The 18,974-nt window shown below is 39.1% G+C and carries 24 protein-coding genes; 10 read left to right on the top strand and 14 right to left on the bottom strand.

The window, feature by feature from the left end; genetic code table 11:
- Nucleotides 1–205 precede the first annotated feature (205 nt).
- The 5 genes from H6F47_RS01800 to H6F47_RS01785 all read right to left on the bottom strand — a co-directional run bounded on the left by H6F47_RS01800 (nucleotide 206) and on the right by H6F47_RS01785 (nucleotide 4,932).
- Nucleotides 206–895, bottom strand: coding sequence for a hypothetical protein (locus tag H6F47_RS01800; protein ID WP_190348506.1), 690 nt, complete (start codon nucleotides 893–895; stop codon nucleotides 206–208).
- Between the two features lie 280 nt (nucleotides 896–1,175).
- Entirely contained in the window at nucleotides 1,176–1,928 is a 753-nt protein-coding gene (locus tag H6F47_RS27695) for a hypothetical protein (RefSeq protein WP_347239058.1), read from the bottom strand.
- 27 nt (nucleotides 1,929–1,955) lie between these two features.
- On the bottom strand, nucleotides 1,956–2,555 hold the full coding sequence (locus tag H6F47_RS27690; RefSeq protein ID WP_242027309.1) for a transposase: 600 nt from the start codon (nucleotides 2,553–2,555) through the stop codon (nucleotides 1,956–1,958).
- Between the two features lie 297 nt (nucleotides 2,556–2,852).
- Nucleotides 2,853–4,211 (bottom strand): DUF3370 domain-containing protein, encoded by a 1,359-nt coding sequence (locus H6F47_RS01790; protein WP_190346871.1) that lies wholly within the window; start codon nucleotides 4,209–4,211, stop codon nucleotides 2,853–2,855.
- A gap of 124 nt (nucleotides 4,212–4,335) precedes the next feature.
- On the bottom strand, nucleotides 4,336–4,932 hold the full coding sequence (locus tag H6F47_RS01785) for a peptidase C15 (RefSeq protein WP_137669302.1): 597 nt from the start codon (nucleotides 4,930–4,932) through the stop codon (nucleotides 4,336–4,338).
- A 75-nt stretch (nucleotides 4,933–5,007) separates the two neighbouring features.
- Here H6F47_RS01785 and hisH point away from each other — a divergent pair, with 75 nt between their 5' ends.
- Nucleotides 5,008–5,643: an imidazole glycerol phosphate synthase subunit HisH gene (gene hisH / locus H6F47_RS01780; RefSeq protein ID WP_096571064.1), complete on the top strand. Its 636-nt coding sequence runs from the start codon at nucleotides 5,008–5,010 to the stop codon at nucleotides 5,641–5,643.
- 83 nt (nucleotides 5,644–5,726) lie between these two features.
- Nucleotides 5,727–6,284, top strand: a complete 558-nt coding sequence (rsmD, locus tag H6F47_RS01775; RefSeq protein ID WP_137669303.1) for a 16S rRNA (guanine(966)-N(2))-methyltransferase RsmD — start codon at nucleotides 5,727–5,729, stop codon at nucleotides 6,282–6,284.
- Nucleotides 6,285–6,488: 204 nt separating this feature from the next.
- Here the strand turns inward: rsmD and petG are convergent, their stop codons facing one another.
- Nucleotides 6,489–6,602 (bottom strand): cytochrome b6-f complex subunit V, encoded by a 114-nt coding sequence (petG, locus tag H6F47_RS01770; protein WP_013191177.1) that lies wholly within the window; start codon nucleotides 6,600–6,602, stop codon nucleotides 6,489–6,491.
- A 341-nt stretch (nucleotides 6,603–6,943) separates the two neighbouring features.
- Between petG and H6F47_RS01765 the strand changes: the two genes are divergently transcribed.
- Nucleotides 6,944–7,318 (top strand): cytochrome c, encoded by a 375-nt coding sequence (locus H6F47_RS01765; RefSeq protein ID WP_096571060.1) that lies wholly within the window; start codon nucleotides 6,944–6,946, stop codon nucleotides 7,316–7,318.
- Nucleotides 7,319–7,783: 465 nt separating this feature from the next.
- On the opposite strand, the gene H6F47_RS01760 is transcribed toward H6F47_RS01765, so the two are convergent.
- Together H6F47_RS01760 and H6F47_RS01755 are read right to left on the bottom strand one after the other, a co-directional pair.
- Complete coding sequence (locus H6F47_RS01760; protein WP_096571058.1) at nucleotides 7,784–8,254, bottom strand: tetratricopeptide repeat protein; 471 nt, start codon at nucleotides 8,252–8,254, stop codon at nucleotides 7,784–7,786.
- 519 nt (nucleotides 8,255–8,773) lie between these two features.
- Nucleotides 8,774–9,415: a Uma2 family endonuclease gene (locus H6F47_RS01755; RefSeq protein WP_096571057.1), complete on the bottom strand. Its 642-nt coding sequence runs from the start codon at nucleotides 9,413–9,415 to the stop codon at nucleotides 8,774–8,776.
- A gap of 177 nt (nucleotides 9,416–9,592) precedes the next feature.
- On the opposite strand from H6F47_RS01755, the gene H6F47_RS01750 reads away from it, so the two are divergent.
- From H6F47_RS01750 to H6F47_RS01735, 4 genes are all read left to right on the top strand, one after another.
- Nucleotides 9,593–10,315, top strand: a complete 723-nt coding sequence (locus tag H6F47_RS01750) for a pyridoxine 5'-phosphate synthase (RefSeq protein WP_096571055.1) — start codon at nucleotides 9,593–9,595, stop codon at nucleotides 10,313–10,315.
- Nucleotides 10,316–10,520: 205 nt separating this feature from the next.
- A complete protein-coding gene (locus tag H6F47_RS01745) occupies nucleotides 10,521–11,249 on the top strand; it encodes a SnoaL-like polyketide cyclase (RefSeq protein WP_096571053.1) in 729 nt (242 codons plus the stop codon).
- Between the two features lie 64 nt (nucleotides 11,250–11,313).
- On the top strand, nucleotides 11,314–11,643 hold the full coding sequence (locus H6F47_RS01740; protein ID WP_096572795.1) for an MgPME-cyclase complex family protein: 330 nt from the start codon (nucleotides 11,314–11,316) through the stop codon (nucleotides 11,641–11,643).
- 176 nt (nucleotides 11,644–11,819) lie between these two features.
- Nucleotides 11,820–12,512, top strand: coding sequence for a hypothetical protein (locus H6F47_RS01735; RefSeq protein WP_190647433.1), 693 nt, complete (start codon nucleotides 11,820–11,822; stop codon nucleotides 12,510–12,512).
- Between the two features lie 160 nt (nucleotides 12,513–12,672).
- Here the strand turns inward: H6F47_RS01735 and H6F47_RS01730 are convergent, their stop codons facing one another.
- The 3 genes from H6F47_RS01730 to folD all read right to left on the bottom strand — a co-directional run bounded on the left by H6F47_RS01730 (nucleotide 12,673) and on the right by folD (nucleotide 15,422).
- Nucleotides 12,673–13,128: a divergent PAP2 family protein gene (locus H6F47_RS01730; RefSeq protein WP_096571049.1), complete on the bottom strand. Its 456-nt coding sequence runs from the start codon at nucleotides 13,126–13,128 to the stop codon at nucleotides 12,673–12,675.
- A gap of 347 nt (nucleotides 13,129–13,475) precedes the next feature.
- Complete coding sequence (crtE, locus tag H6F47_RS01725) at nucleotides 13,476–14,405, bottom strand: geranylgeranyl diphosphate synthase CrtE (RefSeq protein ID WP_190647431.1); 930 nt, start codon at nucleotides 14,403–14,405, stop codon at nucleotides 13,476–13,478.
- A 138-nt stretch (nucleotides 14,406–14,543) separates the two neighbouring features.
- A complete protein-coding gene (folD, locus tag H6F47_RS01720) occupies nucleotides 14,544–15,422 on the bottom strand; it encodes a bifunctional methylenetetrahydrofolate dehydrogenase/methenyltetrahydrofolate cyclohydrolase FolD (RefSeq protein ID WP_190647429.1) in 879 nt (292 codons plus the stop codon).
- A gap of 294 nt (nucleotides 15,423–15,716) precedes the next feature.
- Here folD and H6F47_RS01715 point away from each other — a divergent pair, with 294 nt between their 5' ends.
- The 3 genes from H6F47_RS01715 (at nucleotide 15,717) to H6F47_RS01705 (ending at nucleotide 17,747) form a co-directional block, all read left to right on the top strand.
- Nucleotides 15,717–16,139, top strand: coding sequence for a hypothetical protein (locus H6F47_RS01715; protein ID WP_190346876.1), 423 nt, complete (start codon nucleotides 15,717–15,719; stop codon nucleotides 16,137–16,139).
- Between the two features lie 3 nt (nucleotides 16,140–16,142).
- The gene (locus tag H6F47_RS01710; RefSeq protein ID WP_096571041.1) at nucleotides 16,143–16,574 is read left to right on the top strand and encodes an NUDIX hydrolase; all 432 of its coding nucleotides are present in this window, start codon (nucleotides 16,143–16,145) and stop codon (nucleotides 16,572–16,574) included.
- Between the two features lie 75 nt (nucleotides 16,575–16,649).
- Nucleotides 16,650–17,747, top strand: a complete 1,098-nt coding sequence (locus tag H6F47_RS01705; protein WP_096571039.1) for an AI-2E family transporter — start codon at nucleotides 16,650–16,652, stop codon at nucleotides 17,745–17,747.
- Nucleotides 17,748–17,824: 77 nt separating this feature from the next.
- Here H6F47_RS01705 and H6F47_RS01700 read toward each other — a convergent pair whose 3' ends face one another.
- From H6F47_RS01700 to H6F47_RS01690, 3 genes are all read right to left on the bottom strand, one after another.
- Nucleotides 17,825–18,271: a type II toxin-antitoxin system VapC family toxin gene (locus H6F47_RS01700; protein ID WP_096571037.1), complete on the bottom strand. Its 447-nt coding sequence runs from the start codon at nucleotides 18,269–18,271 to the stop codon at nucleotides 17,825–17,827.
- Between the two features lie 15 nt (nucleotides 18,272–18,286).
- Complete coding sequence (locus H6F47_RS01695; protein WP_096571035.1) at nucleotides 18,287–18,547, bottom strand: hypothetical protein; 261 nt, start codon at nucleotides 18,545–18,547, stop codon at nucleotides 18,287–18,289.
- 210 nt (nucleotides 18,548–18,757) lie between these two features.
- Nucleotides 18,758–18,970, bottom strand: coding sequence for a CopG family transcriptional regulator (locus tag H6F47_RS01690; RefSeq protein WP_096571033.1), 213 nt, complete (start codon nucleotides 18,968–18,970; stop codon nucleotides 18,758–18,760).
- Between the last annotated feature and the right edge of the window lie 4 nt (nucleotides 18,971–18,974).

Raw genomic sequence — 18,974 nt, 5'->3', positions numbered from 1 at the left:
CAGGACAGGCTCAGGACAGGCTCAGTACAAGTCGCTCAGTACAAGTCAAAATAGCTAAAACCCTTTACCTGTAAAGTTTTCGGATTTATATGGCTAACGCCACGCTACGCTATCAGCAAACCCTAATTAATTGGGCATTGGGCATTGGGCATTGGGTTATTAATCTTCCCCAGTCACCAATCACCAATCACCAATCACCAGTCCCCTAAATAGTAAATTCTGGCTGTTCGCTAGTCATGGCTTTGAGTTTAGATGTAAAGGAATCAGAGCGATCGCTCCTTTGGGGAGTAAATTGTCCAATTGGGGGATTATTGGCATTTGCTGGCATTAATTGGGGTAGTTCCTTAGGTGTAGATAAAGTTCCCTGAGTCATGAGCTTTTGACTCACAGATGCGGCTAACTGTCTCTTACTGGTATCCGCAGCAACTTTAAACGAGGGGGTTGTTAATGCTCGAACTTGTTGTTCTTGATCTCCTTGATATCCTGATGCAGTGTGACTCTCGATGTAATAATTACTAGATGAAGCAGGTAATTTTTGGGTCGTCTTGGCTGGGTGCATTGGCGTTGCTTGTGGTATGGCTGGTAAAACGGGTGCAGATGTTTTGGTTAGACTTTCTGGAAATTTGCTACAAATCATCCGTTCAAATTCCATGTTGAAATGATGAGACACCTGCCCACGCCTTTGCCAAAAGGTTAATATTTGTTGTACTGATATCGCTTTATAGCGTCCTTGATACAGAGCTTCAATAACTGCTAAATGTAGCCAATCAAGCGGGTAGTCTTTTCGCCAATGGTTAATTAACTCACTGGCACTATACCCATTGAGGTCAAAACTATAATGGACTAATAAGTTGGTGGCCAATTCGCCGCTGGTGTTTGGTGTTTTTGTTAGCATGGGTTGTTATTTCCAGGCAATAGGTATAAATATTTCACCCATCGCATCTAGCCTAACGTCTTTTTAGCTACATGAATTTTTTCCACAAGCCGCAAATTTGTTAGTTAGTGTCTTTTATTCTACTTGTCAATCGCTATTATGCAAATAAATGCTGGGAATAGGGAAAAATAATGGCTCTCCTAGAGGTTGTCTTAAAACTGAACTTTAGACTAAAAACACAAAATGACTCAGGGAAGCTGAGTTGAAAAAAAGCAAAGTAAAAAATTCAAAAAATGAGAAATCAAGCAGTTTTTGGCTGGGCTTTACGTGAAGGTAAAGTACGCTTTTTAACGATAGGATAGCGAATTCTACGTTGTCTGTTCTGTCCGGTCTTCCAGCCGGGAGATTTACCCCGTGGTTTTGGCGGTTGGGCAGGAGTGGAAACCCTGACTAAAATCCCAGGCATCGCTTGTGCAACCCTTCCAGGGGTAAGTTTAGTGATTTGTTTCTGCCACGGGAGAGGATGATCATTGACGATATCACGAGCCAGCCATAACTCCCAAGTGATGAGCGGCATTAAGTCACTCCATCGGTCACATTGTTGGGGAGTTGATAATTTTGGTAGCGTCCAATGCAAGCGTTGTTTAATAAACCGATACCAATGGTCAACAGCAAAGCGTCGCAAGTACAGTTTCCAAACTTCATTTAGAGGTGGCATTTCTTCACCGACAAAAGCCAACCACATTGGTTTAAGAACTCGTGGTGAACCATCAATTTGAAGTCTTTCCACCAGTATAATTGACATCGGATGGTGTGGAGAAAGACGAAAATGCTTTTTTGTCCACAGACGAATCCTCACCCTACCCAGTTTGTTATCTTCAAGTTCAATAGTTTGTTCTGGGTCAGACCAGGTACTTTCATCATTGAGTTTAAATTTATCACCGTGTATTCTTGGTTTTCCCCGACCTGAATATTGTGGTGGTTCTCCCCATAAACACAGGTTGGAACGCAAGCGCATCAGTTTATCTGCATTAATCTCAGCCGTTTTGATCACGAATGGCGCACATCCGTATTCAATGTCTCATAGTGTGATTGGTCTTGATGGTAATTCTTGACATACCTGTTTTAACTGCCATACCGCCTTGTCTATAGGATTTTCCCAACTTGTAATTCTTTCATGTCTGAGTGGTAATGCCCAACTCCCTTCTGTTTCTGGTATCCACGCTATGGTACTGTATCCGTATCCAGGGGTAACAGGATGACCTCCTTTTCCTCCTTGGGCATAGTGTTCGTAGGTTCTCTCTTTCAGGGTGGGAGCATCTGGTCTTGACCACGCTGTGTGGTCTCCTCCCAAAATTATACGTCCTTGTTTTGGTATCTTTTGATTGTACAGTTTCATCAATTTATTGCGTTGTGGTCTGGTATCCTGTGTTGTTTCATAAATACTTGACCACTTACGACGAAATACTGGAGACAGTGATAAGTCTGCCAGACTGTAGGCGTTGCGTGTCAGCAATATTGCATCCGTCATTTCAAATGTTGCGTCTTTTGCCCTACATAAACAATCATAAGCTGCTTGACGGAATTCCATAAGTTGTGTAAAAACATCCATAGCGGTTATATGAGAATTAGTTGTGCTTTTTTCATTTTCCGCTATGGGGGTGTCTGTTCTTACAGGCATCCCTTAATTTTTTTGCAGTCCCTTTCACTAACGATCGCTCTCTTTTAGTCTAAAGTCCAGAGCAAAGCGATCGCACCAAGCACTAAAGACTAAACCGAAAATCCTTTAATCCTGTAAATCCTCAAATCCTGGACATCCTGATTCTGACAACAAACGTTTATAGTAGAGTCAGAGACTCTAAAACTGCATTCCCAGTCTGGAGACTGGGAACGAGAATAACGAGAATAGGTAATAAGTAATGAACTATTTACTGTCACCTGTCACCTGTCACCTGTCACCTGTCACCTGTCACCTAAATTACTCCTGTGTCGCAACCGTCAAAACCTGCGGAGGAGAAGCATCAGGAGGATAAAGAAAATCAACCTCTACCCAAGAATTATCCCCTGGTTTCATATTTAAAGACACCAAAGGTTGACCAGGTTCACCTCTTTTTTGCACTAAATGTACAAACTTAGTCGCCGGTTTACCCTGATCATCTCGATAACGAACTCGGACAGTTCCCCTAAAGAAAACCTGACGCGCAGGAGTTGTAAAAAACCTTAAACCTGATTTTGTTAACTCATTTTCTTTAATGGGAGTTTGCAGAGATACAGTGACATTTTTTGCACTTTGGGAATTATTCAACAAAGGCAACCTTAAACTATATTGAATGCCATAATTACCATGTGCAAAATAAGCTGTATCAGGATAACGCACTAACATCGGTGCTGTTTGAATTTGACCTGTACCAAAAGTTCCCCCATGTAAAGAACTTAAAGCATAAGAAAAAGCTTGACCAGGTTGGGGAATAGTTAAATACCTGCTGTTAGAATTATCTGTTAAAAGCGATCGCCATTGTGACCCACGGGACACACCCGCAACTCTTCCATAAATTGCAGGTTTACCAGTTCCCTGTATGGGAGTCGGGGTTTTATCTCTCGGTGTTGATAAATCACCATTCTTTAATAAATCTTCCCATTCTGCTAAAGTTGGCACTCGTTCACTACCATCAGCATTAGTTTTTGCAAACATCGCTAAACTAGCAGCATACACCGTCCCATTACTCCGCAAACGCATATAAGTAGAACGACCATTTAAAGGTGGTGTCAATTCTCGCACGGGAATAGGTAAATTTAATAACATCTGACTTTCCCCAGGAGGAATGACTATTTGCGCTGGGAAAATATTTTGTCTTCTCCCTCTCAAAATATCAGACATCACCCTACTACCCGGACCTGCAAACACATTTCCCGCATCATTAGGAATAAAAGAATCTAATGGTAAAAAAGGTGCATCTGGTTGACTTAAATAACTTGCACCTTGCAATATATTCACAGTTACCGGTGTAGTACCAGGGTTATGTAAGATTATTCCGTGGTAAAGAGAACGTAAATCTTCTGGTGGTTCTGCTCTAGCAATATGATGGGAAAAGACATCAAACCGCCCCTGAAAAGGAAAGTTTAAATGTGCAGTAGGTACTTTTTTATCCTCTGAAGGAAAGGTAGAAAGTAAAATACCTTCCTTTAATACCAATTCTGGACTATTACTATTAAATACTGGAACAGTATCCAACCTGCCTGGTAAAGCTCGCACCTCTTGAGGTATTACCACTTCTTCTGGTGGTGGTGCGGTTGGAGTTGCTTGCGCGAGAGTCAAACCGAGTAATGCTGACAACATAGGAAATTTAAAATTCAAAATTTATAACTGACTGGGGACTGGTGACTGGTGACAGGTGACAGTTAACAGTTAACAGTTATTAGTGAGTGGAGTTTATGATTTACTGTTCCCCATTCCCCATTCCCTATTCCCTATTCCCTGTTCCCTGTTCCCTTGATTCAAAAATAACCAAATTATTCATGATTAAAACAAAATCAGCAAGAATGTCTAGCAAATTTTCTTGATGCAAAATCGGAACATGGACAAAAATACAAGGAATGGGTAGTTGAGATTGATTCAAGTAGTCCAACACTGAATAATAAAGACCTTCGCACACAAATTTACCACAGTCGTAACTAATCTCAACTGCCGCTGTCTCAGCTATTAATTGTTCAACATTAACAATTGTGTGCAAAGTTATTATCCCAAAATTTTCTCCACCATCTCTAAATGAAATATCAGTAGTCTGTATAGACTCGCTACTAGCAACAACTTCCACACTTAAATTTTGCCGACTAGCAGCCATACCACAACAGATAACATAATCTGGTTTGAGTTCATTGATTTTGGCAATGACGCGAGAACTGGCAAGGGGAACATCTACAGGTAATCGTCGCAAAAAAGTTAAGTCATGATAGATATCAGCCATTTTGGCTAGTTCGAGTAACAAGTCATCAGAAGAATTTGACTGTTGTTCACTCAGCCAAGTGTCAAAAGAAGTTAATAATATTTTTTTCTGCATAATAAATATTATTTAGAATATTATTTAGAATTAGAATATAAATGCTTCCCTAATAAATTTACAAGGAGCAAGTAAATGCCAGTCATTGCGGTCGTAGATTATGATATGGGAAATTTGCACTCAGTCTGTAAAGGTTTAGAAAAAGCTGGTGCAATTCCTAAAGTAACTTATTCTGCCAAGGAGTTAGAACAAGCAGATGCTATAGTTTTGCCAGGAGTGGGAGCTTTTGATCCTGCCATGCAACATTTACGTTCACGCGGTTTAGAACAACCAATTAAAGATGTGATCGCATCTGGTAAACCGTTCTTAGGTATTTGTCTAGGACTGCAAATTTTATTTGAATCTAGCGCCGAAGGAACTCAACCAGGACTAGGAATAGTACGGGGAAAAGTGCGGCGATTTCGTCCAGAACCAGGAATAGCTATTCCCCACATGGGTTGGAATCAACTGCAACTGACTCAACCAAGAAGCATTTTGTGGGAACATTTACCCCATCAACCTTGGGTTTATTTTGTCCATTCCTACTATGTTGAACCAACTGAACCGCAAATTAGAGCAGCAACAGTGACTCATGGTAGTCAAACTGTGACAGCAGCGATCGCTCATGAAAATCTCATGGCGGTTCAATTCCACCCCGAAAAATCCTCTAATATTGGATTGCAAGTTTTATCTAATTTTGTGGCTCAAGTCCGTGAAAAAATCCCTGCTTAATAAAAATTTGCTTTCTTTGTTAGTCGTCAGTTGTCTAATGACTAATGACTAATGACTAATAACTAATGATCAATGACTAATTAATGAGTTTAAGAATTTACGGGAATCGTCTGTTAAAAACTTTACCAGGGCAAGAGACTAGACCCACCAGTGCGCGAGTACGGGAGGCCGTTTTTAATATTTGGCAGGGAGAAATTGATCATTGTCGCTGGTTAGATTTATGTGCCGGTAGTGGTTCAATGGGTGCAGAGGCTTTATGTAGGGGAGCCTGTTTAGTAGTAGGAATTGAACAAGCAAGTCGAGCCTGTGCCATTATTCAACAAAATTGGCAGCAGATAGCGAATAATGAACAAAAATTTCAATTATTGCGGGGAAATGTCCTGCAACAATTAAAAAAATTATCAGGTCAAAAATTTGACAAAATATATTTTGATCCACCTTATGCCAGTGGTTTATATGAGCCTGTTTTAGAAGCGATCGCTCACTATCAACTTTTAGATCCTCAAGGGGAAATAGCAGTAGAACATAGTCCTAATTTTACACCACCAATCATCCCAACTTGGGAAATCAGCCGCCAAAAAGTTTATGGCAACACAGCACTAACTTTTTACAGAACAATGGAAGTATCGGAAAGCGAGTGATATCATCTACGGTTGAATACTTATCATATCTGTTGAGACTTGTAATTGGTAATTGGTAATTGGTAATTGGGGACAATTACTAATTAAACAGCTATATCGTAAGTAATTGGGCGGACATATTAAAATTAATATACAAACACACACGCCTATATGTGACTAGGGGTTTAGCATTGCTAAACCCCTACGAGAACTAGCTATTAACCCTTAGCCGCCCAACTCGGTAGGACGCTTGTATTGCTTATAGGCAGCGTAAAATAGTCCGCTAAGAGTGACGAAAATCAGACCCAGAACAATACCTGAGAGTAGGGGTTCAACCACTGTAAATCTCCTCTTTACAAATTTTCAAGTTTCGTTTCCCGTTTTTAATCTTACCAAATCCCGCATCAATCCAGCGCCCTAAGCCGTTTTTGGATTATAAATACTATCTAAAAATTTTCATCTGTGGTTGCAGGTAGAATCAAGAAATTTTAAGCTATGTGTAGAAGATGAAATATTTTTTTGTAAGAATTCAGAAGTCAGGATTCAGGAGTCAGAAGATTTGCTCATCTAGCGGTTACTCAAATAGTGATTATTAGTTTAACCGTTAAAAAGCTGACTGCTGAACACTGATAGCTGAATGCTTACAGTTTTTCGTACACCTAGACTGTAAAAGCAAACTCTTGAATAACCAGCTTATCAAAACTGAAACTTGGAGTCAGTGGATCACTTTGTCGGTTTTGGCCATACTCATAGCCATACCCGTAACTATTTTTGGTGTTCAGATAGTTCAAACCTCTGATCCTTACGTCAAAAATGTTTTATCACTGACAGGCAACCCAGTACAGGGAAAGGCTATCTTTCAAACCAACTGCGCTGGGTGTCATGGTTGGGAAGCTCATGGACTCGTTGGACCGAGCTTACAAGCTGTCTCGAAACGCAAATCTCAATATGGATTGATTCATCAAGTTATTAGCGGTGAAACTCCTCCCATGCCCAAATTCCAGCCCAGCGCCCAAGAAATGGCAGACCTTTTAAGTTATTTAGAAGGTCTTTAAGGGAACAGGAAATAGGGAAAAGTGTTATTTTATGTTTTTATATGTTGTTATAGATTTTGACAGGCTGACCAGAAAATCAATGGATAATAAAACTACCACTAAAAGAGGGTTTTACTCCTGACTCCTGTAAGGGCGAAGCATTCAGGCGATAAATTATCAATTTTTATCACAGGTTATTTTCCTGTAAGGGCGAAGCATTCGGGCGATAAATTATCAATTTTTATCACAGGTTATTTTCCTGTAAGGGCGAAGCATTCGGGCGATAAATTATCAATTTTTATCACAGGTTATTTTCCTGTAAGGGCGAAGCATTCGGGCGATAAATTATCAATTTTTATCACAGGTTATTTTCCTGTAAGGGCGAAGCATTCGGGCGATAAATTATCAATTTTTGTTTAAGGCTATTTTCCGAATGCTTCGCCCCTACTTCGCCCCTACAACTCCTGACTCCTGGAAATTTCATGTTTAACTGAGTTTAAGAGTACATTCAAGAATCAATTTCTGGTTAACCAAGGAATAAGGTTGAATTTTCAACGCTTTTTGAAAAGCTTCAATAGCTTCACCATACTTTCCTATTGCTGCGTAACACAAACCCATACCATGAAGTGCGCCAAAGTGTACTGGATTTAGCTGCACAACCATTTGACAGTCAGCTAGAGATTTTTGATAATTGCCTATGCTGTAATATAAAAAAGCGCGTCTATTCCAAGCTTCAGCAAAATCTGGTTGTGTTTTAATAAGTTCTGTTAAAACTGCTTCAGCTTTGGCTGTTTCCCCAGCATCCATTAGTTTTTGACTATAATCAATCTTTTCTAGCCCATATATACCCTTTTGCTGAAACCAGAAGCGCCAAATTTTGCGAGTTGCTTGCTCACGAACTAAAGCATCAGGATTTTTCAAGTCTTCCAGTAAAGAATTGATAGATAAAGAATCCATGCAGTTGAGATAGGTAAGTTTATATTGCCAGTTACTTGTGCAGTAAGTATTCAAACATCAGCAGTCAGCTTTTTAACAATTACGCCAAAAATACTTATTTGCTCATCAAGCAATTAATCAAAAATTCTGACTTTTGACTTTTGAATTCTTACCTTGTGCAGAAGATTATCTCCTAATTTATGTTAATAGTCATCACGGTATTCTCCGATCTTGATTAAAAATTCTGGCAATATTTTGTATTGATTCATACTATTTTTTAAAAAAATTATGTAGGCAATGCTGGCGATCGCTCATTTGGGACAACATAAAAGGTAAGCATTCAGTCGTCAGCAGTCAGCCATCAGCTATGTACCTGAAATAGTGAAATCCAAGGAATGAAAAAACAGATGCAGATAACATTCCTGAAATTAACACTTCTGCATCCTTGCTATTGCTACTCTTGGCTGATTACTGATTACTGATAGCTGAATACTTGCCATAAAAGTAACTGTTCAGGGAGTGCTATATTTAAGCAACCTTTTACTGTAAATTCTCCTGCACCCAACTCCTAAAATTTCGCATTGCCTGACTTCTGCCAATAGTTAAACACTGCTGTACATACTCATTAACTAAATCCACAATGGGAATATGAGGAAAATTAGGACTAGATGGAGATTTTACATATTTCCCATCCTGTAACAAGAAAATTTCTAAACCTTGTTTTTTATATCGCCAAAGTTCAGGAACTCCCAAAATTTGATAATTTTCAAATTGAGTCCGAGAAGTAATATCAATTTCAATAGCTAAATCTGGTGGTGGATCTATATTTAAATCAATTCGATTTTTACCAATTACAGCGGCTTGATTTTGAATGTAAAAACTGGTATCTGGTTCTACGGCTTGCCTCATTCTCTCATTTTTCAGAGTTGTAGAACCAAAGGGTTCAAAATCAACATTCAGTATTTCTAACAAGATTTTCACCAAATCACCAACAATTTCTTTATCTTTTTCATGTTCAGGTAAAGGCACCATAATTTCTAACCATCCATTGCTATAGGAAATACGTGCAGCACGCTTTTCCCCCATTTCTTCTAAAATATTTTCTAGTTGCTGCCAACTAATATCTTTGAGTAACATTTGTTGGCCTGGATGAACAATAATTTGTTGCAATTCTAACAACATATTACCTCTTTAATAATTGATAATTGATAATTGATAATTGATAATTTGTAATTATTTATGGCTCTCCTCTTGCTCCTTACCTAATCATAACCAAAATTTTTAACACCAACCTGCTCACATCTCCTAAATTAGTTAAAATCAAAATCTAAAACACAGTGAACCAGGAGAAACACAGGCGTGCCTACACTCGGTGTAAACATTGATCATATAGCTACCATCCGCCAAGCCAGAAGGACAGTAGAACCAGATCCCATCGCCGCAGCAGTATTAGCAGAATTAGCCGGTGCTGATGGCATTACCGCCCATTTGCGGGAAGACAGAAGACATATTCAAGATCGAGATGTGCGGTTATTGCGACAAACAGTAAGAACCCACTTAAACTTAGAAATGGCTGCCACTGATGAAATGTTAGCGATCGCCCTGGATATCAAACCTGATTATGTAACATTAGTTCCCGAAAAAAGAGAAGAAATCACCACAGAAGGGGGTTTAGATATTGTCGGACAAATTGCTAGAATAGGGGATATAGTTGATAAATTGCAAAATGCTGGCATTCCCGTGAGTTTGTTTATTGATGCCGAACCTGCACAAATCGAAGCTTCTGTCAAGGTGCAAGCGAAGTTTATTGAACTGCATACCGGAAAATATGCTGAAGCTAAAGATGAAACAACTAGCCAGCATGAATTAGGCTTATTAGCCAAAGGATGCGAACAAGCTATAAAAGCAGGTTTGCGAGTCAATGCCGGTCACGGACTCACATACTGGAACGTTTACCCAGTAGCGGCGCTTCCAGGTATGGAAGAACTCAATATTGGCCATACTATCATCAGTCGGGCTGCCTTGGTAGGAATGGAAAGAGCAGTACGAGAGATGAAACAAGCAATGACTGGGGACTGGTGACTGGTGACTGGTGATTGGGGATACAATTTTGGATTTTGGATTTTGGATTTTGGATTGTATTTCATGAATCCAATCTAAAATCTAAAATCTAAAATCTAAAATTCTCCTGACTCCTGACTCCTGACTCCTTGATATCCTTTCACAAGAGGGGTTGTAGCTGCGTAATCCTGAAAAATTAGAGTCACATTGGTAACGTAAAACTTTTATGACTTCCACACAGCCTAACAACCTACCTCTTTGGGTACAAAATAGAGATACTGTAATTGAATACAGTAAACAGGCCGAATGGCGCTATCAGACACCCCCAGATTATACCCGTTCTAAAGAAAATCTAGCCAAAGAAAGTACCTGTAATCACGCAGAAGGTTCACTAGAAGCTATTGTACAGAATTTAGTGAGAACCTTTGAAATGGAGGTATCTTTTAAGAGTAATCCTAAACAGTGGTTAGCTGTTGTGCAGGATAAGTTTCGCGTCAGTACAAATGGGGGACAAGAGTTTACAGCCACAGATGTATACACCCAGGGTACTTATAACACATTTATGGCTGATTCTGAACATTACAAAGCTTCAGAAGAAACTTTTGAATCATCAGCGAAACTTTTTCATAGTACCTTTCCTCAAGGTTTTCCTTGGGAACTGCTTGAAGTTTACTCAGGTCCACCAGTGGTTACATTTAAGTGGAGACACTGGGGACATTTTCGTGGTCCATATAAAGACTTTGCACCCACAGGGGAAACAGTAGAAATTGTCGGTATCAGTGTAGCTCGTGTTACCGATGATTTGAAGATTATCTCTTTGGAACACTATTTTGACAACAACCTGTTTTTAGAGAAATTGACAGCAGGTGGCAAAATGGAAAATGCTGCCAATAGTGAAAATAAGAGTAGTGGTTGTCCTTTCGGTTCTTGGTTCAAAGGCGTGAAGAAAAGTTAACCTATTAGGGTACAGTGTTGCTGCTGTACCCTATAAATTATTAGATAGTGACTCAAGGATGAAAATGACAACATACTATTACGTTTTAGCTAGTCAACACTTTTTACTAGAAGAAGAACCTCTAGAGGAAGTTCTCAAAGAACGTACCCGTAACTACCACGAACAAGAAAAAGAAATAGATTTTTGGTTAGTGAAAAACCCAGCTTTCCTGGAAGCACCGGAAATGGCAGCAAATAAAGCTAAATGTCCTAAACCTCCGGTAGCAATTATTTCTACCAATTCTCAATTTATTACTTGGTTAAAATTACGTTTAGAGTATGTCATCACTGGAGAATTTCCAGCTCCTTCGGCAACAATTCCTAATCCTTTGGCATCTTTAACAACTGTGTCTTAATGAAGGCAGGGGGCGGGAGGCAGGAAAGGTAGGAGGCGCAGAGGGAGCAGGGGAGGCAGGAAAGGCTGGGGAAGAATATTAACTTTTGCCTTTTGTTCTCTATTCCCTATTCCCTATTCCCTATTTCCTATTTCCTGAAATAAGTTATAAATTATACAATACTAGGTATACACCAAATGTTTTTACCAAAAGTTCATTATTTACCAAGTGCTTTATTATTAGCAGTAGCTCCAATAATTACTGGTATTAGTCCTGTTTTATCCCAACAAACCATTCCTGCCTGTCAACCTCCCAGTGCGGGGGAGTATCTGTTGTTGGTTGTTAGTCCTACGGTTAATAATCAACAGCAGTTACGTAGTGCCTTACCATCTGACCTAAAAACTGTTACTTGTAAATATCTGAATGAAACAGTAACGCGAGTTGGTGGTTTTAACAAGATTGAAGATGCTAACCGTTGGGCAAGATATGTTAACAACGTTGTTGGCTTGTCTGCTATTATTACGACTCGACCAACAGCAGCAACAGCATCAACAGCACCAACAACAGCAACGGTAACACCAGCAATAATCCCATCAGCAACTCTACCAAATCAGACAGTTAGTTATAATCCCAGAGTTTTGGGAGAAGGTTTTGCTGTGTTGGTAGATTATTTCAACCGCCCGGAACTAGCCAAAAATGTACAAAGAACGGTAGGAGGTAATGTTGGTTTAGTTTCCTATGGACAACGCCCCTATCTACTGGCTGTTTATACTACCAACCAAACAGAGGCATACAGGACATTGCAAAAACTGACGGAGAATGGTTTTTTTGCCCTGTTAGCAGATGGTAGAAAAGTCATGTTACTGCGTTCAGTTGTCACAGTAAGGTGATTGGGGACTGGTGATTGGTGATTGGTGATTGGTGATTGGGACAAATATAATTAATTACCTATTACCCATTACCTATTACCCATTACCCATTACCTATTACCTATTCTCTCTTCCCTTCTTACTGTCAACTGTCAACTGTCAACTGTCACCTGTCACCTTACTAATAAGCGGCTCTAGCTAACCAGGAAATGGTGACACCTAAAACTGAACCAGCTATGACTTGAACTGGTGTATGTCCGAGTAGTTCTTTGAGACGGTCTTGGAAAAAGTCTGGTTTTTCATGAAATAATTCATCAATCATTTGATTGAGTATGCGAGCTTGCTTACCTGCTGCTTGGCGAACTCCAGCTGCATCGTACATAACAATGATGGCAAATACCGCAGCTACAGCAAAATCTGGAGATGACCAACCGATAGTTTGCCCAACTCCTGTGGCTAAAGCTGTGACTAAAGCTGAATGGGCGCTAGGCATACCTCCGGTAGTCACTAAGACACGCAGATCCACTTTTTGATGTTTGATGACTTCAACGATGAGTTTTAATCCTTGAGCAACAAAACAAGCCACAAGTGCAACCAGTAGCACCCGGTTGTTGAAAATGTCGCATAAGTCCTGCATGGTTTTTTGGTTAGGTGATTGAATAAGAGCAGCACTTGTGTGTTGAGGAACAGTTTTTTTAGCAGTCAGCCTTCAGCTTTCAGCCATTAGCAGTATAACAGGTGACAGGTGACAGGTGACAGGTGTCAGAGTATAAAGTCTGTATGTGTTGAAGTTTGATCATCTGTTCATGAAGTACAACATTGACCGTCGCCATAACATGATTGTGGTGGATGATTTTGTAACTAAAATTTGGCAGTTTTGTGGTTGTGATTTTAAATTTGGGATTGTGCAATCCAAAATCCTAAAATCCTAAAATCCTAAAATCCTAAAATCCAAAATCCAAAATCCAAAATCCAAAATTCTCCCTAGTGATTGCGATTGATAATAAAGTGAGCGATCGCTTGTAAGGGTACTGCTTTTTCACCAAAACTTTCTAGTTCTGCACAAGCTTCTTCAACTAGCTGTTGTGCTTTAGCGCGTGATTCTTCAATTCCCCATAAGCTGGGATAGGTAACTTTTTGTGCTGTAAGGTCTTTACCTGCGGTTTTACCTAGTTGTTCTTGAGTAGCGGTTATATCCAGAATATCATCAATGATTTGGAAGGCTAGACCAATATTTTGAGAATAACGAGTTAATTTTTGTACATCTTCTGGGGATGCGCCAGCAATTATTCCCCCACACACTACACAAGCTTCTAAGAGGGCGGCGGTTTTGTGGTTATGAATAAAATTCAAAGTTTCTAGGGAAATATCTGATTTTCCTTCTGATTCTAAATCTACCACTTGACCACCAACTAAACCGGCAGCACCTAAAGCCTTACCGAGACGGGCAATTACTTGTAAAGTTCTTTGTGTAGGGACATTTTCGGGGGTTTGGGAGGCTACGAACTCAAAAGCCAATGCTAACAAGCCATCCCCGGCTAAAATGGCGATATCTTCGCCGTAGACTTTATGATTTGTCAACTTACCACGACGGTAATCATCATTATCCATTGCGGGTAAGTCATCATGAATTAGAGACATGGTGTGGATCATTTCCACAGCACAAGCTGTTGGCATGGCCATTTCAATGCTGCCACCAATCATTTCACAGGTAGCAAGGCATAGGATAGGACGTACACGCTTACCTCCTGCTAAGAGGGAGTAGCGCATAGCATCGTAAATCTTCTCTGGATAAACCACGGGAATAGATTGATCCAAAGCAGTATCACAAAGCTTTTGTCGTTCTTTGAGATAGGCAGCGAGGTTAAACTGGACTGGTTCTGATGTCTTTTGAAAATTATCCGTTGCTACCATAACTGAGAATTCCTAAAGTTTTCGATTGATGCTGATCTGTGTGACAATTTTACGGTGTAGAGGAGCAGAAACACTCACTTCTCGATTTTGGATTTTGGATTTTGGATTTTGGATTGATTCCATAAATCTGAAATTTGCTTAGTTACTGTTTGTCCGTAAATAGCTAGAGACTGTATTTTGCAGTAACATGGCGACTGTCATCGGACCAATACCACCAGGAACGGGGGTAATATATTCTGCCACATTAGCAGTTGGCGCAAAATCAATATCGCCCACTAAACGACTTTTACCACTGCTATCGGTGACGCGATTTATTCCCACATCTACCACAACAGCGCCTGGTTTCACCATGTCGGCAGTGATTAATCTGGGAATACCTGCTGCTGCAACGAGAATATCAGCGTTTTGGGTGATGGTTTTGAGGTTTTGGGTGCGGGAGTGGGCAATGGTAACTGTAGCATCAGCATCTAATAGCATTAACGCCATTGGCTTACCCACTAAGATACTACGTCCTACTACTACTGCTTTTTTTCCCACCAGGGGAATTTTATATTCTTCTAGTAGTCGCATTACTCCCGCTGGTGTGCAACTGCGTAAACCTGCCTCAGTTCGCACCAAACGCCCTAAGTTCACTGGATGCAGTCCATCAGCGTCTTTATCTGGGGCGATTTTATGTAAAAGACTTATAGCATCCAAATGATTAGGTAGGGGTAACTGTACTAAAATTCCATCTACCCGTTGATCTTGGTTAAGTTCTGCAATGACTTCTTCTAGTTCAGTTTGGTTGGTGTGGGTGGGAAAATATTTACCAAAAGAAGCAATTCCCACTTTAGCACAAGCTTTTTCTTTGTTGCTGACATAAGCTGCTGAGGCGGGGTTATCTCCCACCATCAACACTGCTAAACCTGGAGGGCGGCCAATTTTCGGTTGTACTTCTGTGATGGTGGCAGCTAATTCTGTTTGAATTTTAGCGGCTAATGCTTTACCATCCAGGATTTTGGCGGTTGGTGTTGTCATTGTCATTAGTTATTAGTTATTAGGGAACAGGGAACAGGGAACAGGGGGCAGGGAACAGGGAGCAGGGAACAGGGAGCAGAAAAATAATCTATTTCTCTATCACTAGTCACCAATCACCAATCACCAATCACCAATCACCAATCACCAGTCGCCTATTGCCTTAACTATTTTCTCAGATTAACTGCGTCAACTGAAGGATAAAGAATAAAAGGATGACCTCAAGCCTTTTTTTATCAGTGCAACATAGCTAGTATTAATAGAAACTTGAAGAAACTGGTAACAAGGTAAGGATTAATGCAAAAATTCTCTCAATTGCTTGCTGTTCAACAACAAATACAACGTACTTCTTTGAAATCTTTTCATCAAGGATTAGCCTTTTTTTTGGTGGTGGGACTGTGTAGTTGTGCTAACGGTAAATCTGGTGAAATGAATTTACAAAATCTGAGGATTGGCGCAAATGTTACACCAATTCAGGAAATTAAACCAGCACAGGATAATCAAGCTACTGTTTACATCCAAGGAAAGATAGAAAAACACGCTCCTTTGCTCAAGCAGCAAGCATATCAAATTGCTGATGCCAGCGGTAAAATTTGGGTTGTAACTAATCAAAGTAATTTAAAGGTGGGACAAGAGGTAGTATTAAAGGGTAAGGTAAGATACAAAAGTATTCCCTTGGCTGGGCAAGAGTTTGGGGAAGTTTACTTAGAGGAAGAATAATATATGAATGATCAAATTCCACAAGTAGCGATTGTTATTCTCTACCAAGACAATAAATATCTCATGCAGCTACGGGACAATATCCCCACCATAGCTGCTGCTGGGTGTTGGGGTTTATTCGGTGGACATTTAGAAGCAGATGAAACCCCAGAAATAGCACTGGTGCGGGAAGTAAAAGAAGAAATCAGTTATGAGTTACCTTCTTTTGTTAAATTTGGAATCTATTCCGATGAGAGAGTTATTCGTTATGTTTTTCAAGCACCATTATTAGTAGGATTAGATCAACTGGTTTTAAATGAAGGTTGGGATATGGGATTATTAACAAGGGAAGATATTGAAAGGGGTAGTTGTTATTCGGCAATAGCTGGAGAATTTAGACCTTTAGGAATTATTCATCAACGGATTATGCTTGATTTTATAGTAGGTGACAGGTGACAGGTGACAGGTGACAGGTGACAGGTGACAGAAGAAATTATTTAGAAATTGTAGAGAGAATCATCATAGTATTTTATGCAAATAGTAAATAAACTTCCCCGCTGGTTAACTTTTGGTTTGGCTTTTCCTCTGATCATTCTGAACGGATGGTTATTAATTCAGGTTGTCCAATATTTTCAACCTTTGGTAAGCGTTGTTTCTGTCGCTATTTTATTATCTTTTGTTTTAGACTATCCCATCAAATTTTTCAATCAAAAGGGAGTACCACGTAATTTAGCTATTGCAGGAGTGCTGCTTTTAGCAATAGTAATTTTAGGAGCAGTTGGTGTAATTTTAGTACCTTTGATTTTTCAACAACTCAACGAATTAGTTAATATTCTTCCTGTTTGGATAGATTCAGGAACTCAACAATTACAAGCTTTTTTAAATTGGGCAGCTACACAACAAGATTTACCTGTTAATATTAGTGGTTTAGCTACGCAGTTGTTAGAAAAAATTTCCAGTCAATTTCAATCTTTTACCGGTAAAATTTTGGGTTTTGCTTTTGATACTATTGGATTTTTAGTGAATTTTCTTTTAGCTATCGTTTTAACTATTTACCTAATATTAAATGGTGAAAAATTATGGGATGGTATTTACCAATGGTTTCCCAGTTATATTAGCATAAAAGTGAGAGCATTACTAAAAGAAGATTTCCAAAATTATTTTATTGGACAAGCAACATTAGGAGCGATTTTAGCTGTCACAGTTACTTTAGCATTTGTGGCTTTAAGGATTCCTTTAGCGTTATTATTTGGTATTGCAATTGGGTTTTTCTCTCTTTTCCCTTTTGGTACGGGAATAGGTATTGGTATTGTGAGTTTGTTGGTAGCTTTAGAGAACTTTTGGGAAGGGGTAGAAGTTGCGGCTATAGCTGTAGCAATTGACCAAATTAATTCTAATATTGTTGCACCGAGATTGTTAGGAAATTTAACTGGTTTAAATCCTGTTTGGGTGGTAATTTCTTTATTAATTGGGGCAAAATTAGGCGGGGTTTTAGGTTTGTTGGTAGCGATTCCTATTGCTAGTTTTATTAAAGATATTGCTGATAGTTGGAAAGCGGGGGAGTTGAAGAAGGTTGATGATGTTGATGGTATTGTGGGTGAAGTTAAGGAAGGTTTAGAGGTAAGGTGAGATTTGTTTGAGGATAAAAAAGTGTGATTTTTTGTTAATCTCTTGAGTAGAGGCGCTTTTCGTAATGCTTCATCATTTTATATCCATGATTCTAGGGAAAAATTCTCTACTTCATGAATGCGCCTAAAATCGCTATCAGCAGAAACTAGAGTAAGATTGTATTGAATAGCTGTTGCTGCTATCCAAAGATCATGATCACTAAATCCCAGATTTTCAATTTTGAAACTACGACGTTTGCTTTTTTCTTTGGGTGCAAAATAATTAAAAACAGATGCTTTGAGACGACTGTAAATAATAGCCGTTTCTTCATCCAGAAAATACAGATCGACTTGAGATAAAAATTTCTGAACTGCACTAAGATTTTGATATTTTAGTTCTGATTTTTCTGTCATATATAGCAGTTCAGAATATGTTATAATACTCACACCAATTGTTAAACCAGCATAGGATTTTAAGATATTGGTAACTTGAGGATTACCGTTGATAATGTAACTACAGTGGTTAGTATCCAGTAAATAAGACATAGATAGTAATAAAAATTAAAACTGCGTTTGAGAACGGGTTTCTTGAACAAAACGCAAACAATCTTCTAAATCATCACCTTGCCAAGTTCCCGCATACTGTAACAAATCACCTGCTTTTTTGCCTCTTTTTATAGGAGAAATACGGAGTAATTGCTTTTGGTTTACGGTGTTTTTGGTGAGGAGAGAGTCGAGAAATTCACTTAATAAGGAAAGTTGTTCTGGTGGAAGTTGGGATATTTGTTGTTTAATTTTTTCATGTATTTCTAAATCTGTCATTTTTACCTCAGTTTGTTAGTCTAATGATTGTATTTAATTCCTAGCATAACCTAAAAATGGATCATTTTTGGTGTTTCATAACTAATGAAACTAACCAGTAATTACCTTTTTATCAAGACGTTCAGCAAGCCATAATTTAATTATAGTAGGACTTACGCAAGATGTGACTGAAAACCTTATTCTTGCGTAGGGGTAATTCATGAATTACCCCTACTTTCGTTTCCTTTTGCGTAAGTCCTGTATAGAATCAGAAGTGACACCTAAACGTTTTGCTTCTTTTTCCAATGCTTCTATCATCCACACAGGAAAATCAATATTCACTCTTTTTTGTTCATAACTGGGACGACGTGCTTGATATAGGTCTAAAAACTCAGTGATATCTTCATCATTGTCAAATTTAGTATCAAACTCTTCAGCTTGCATATAT

The sequence above is a fragment of the Sphaerospermopsis sp. FACHB-1094 genome (genome assembly GCF_014696195.1).
Taxonomy (GTDB): domain Bacteria; phylum Cyanobacteriota; class Cyanobacteriia; order Cyanobacteriales; family Nostocaceae; genus Sphaerospermopsis; species Sphaerospermopsis kisseleviana.
Note: the sequence above shows the minus strand (reverse complement) of the source record. Positions and strands in the feature narration are given on the sequence as shown.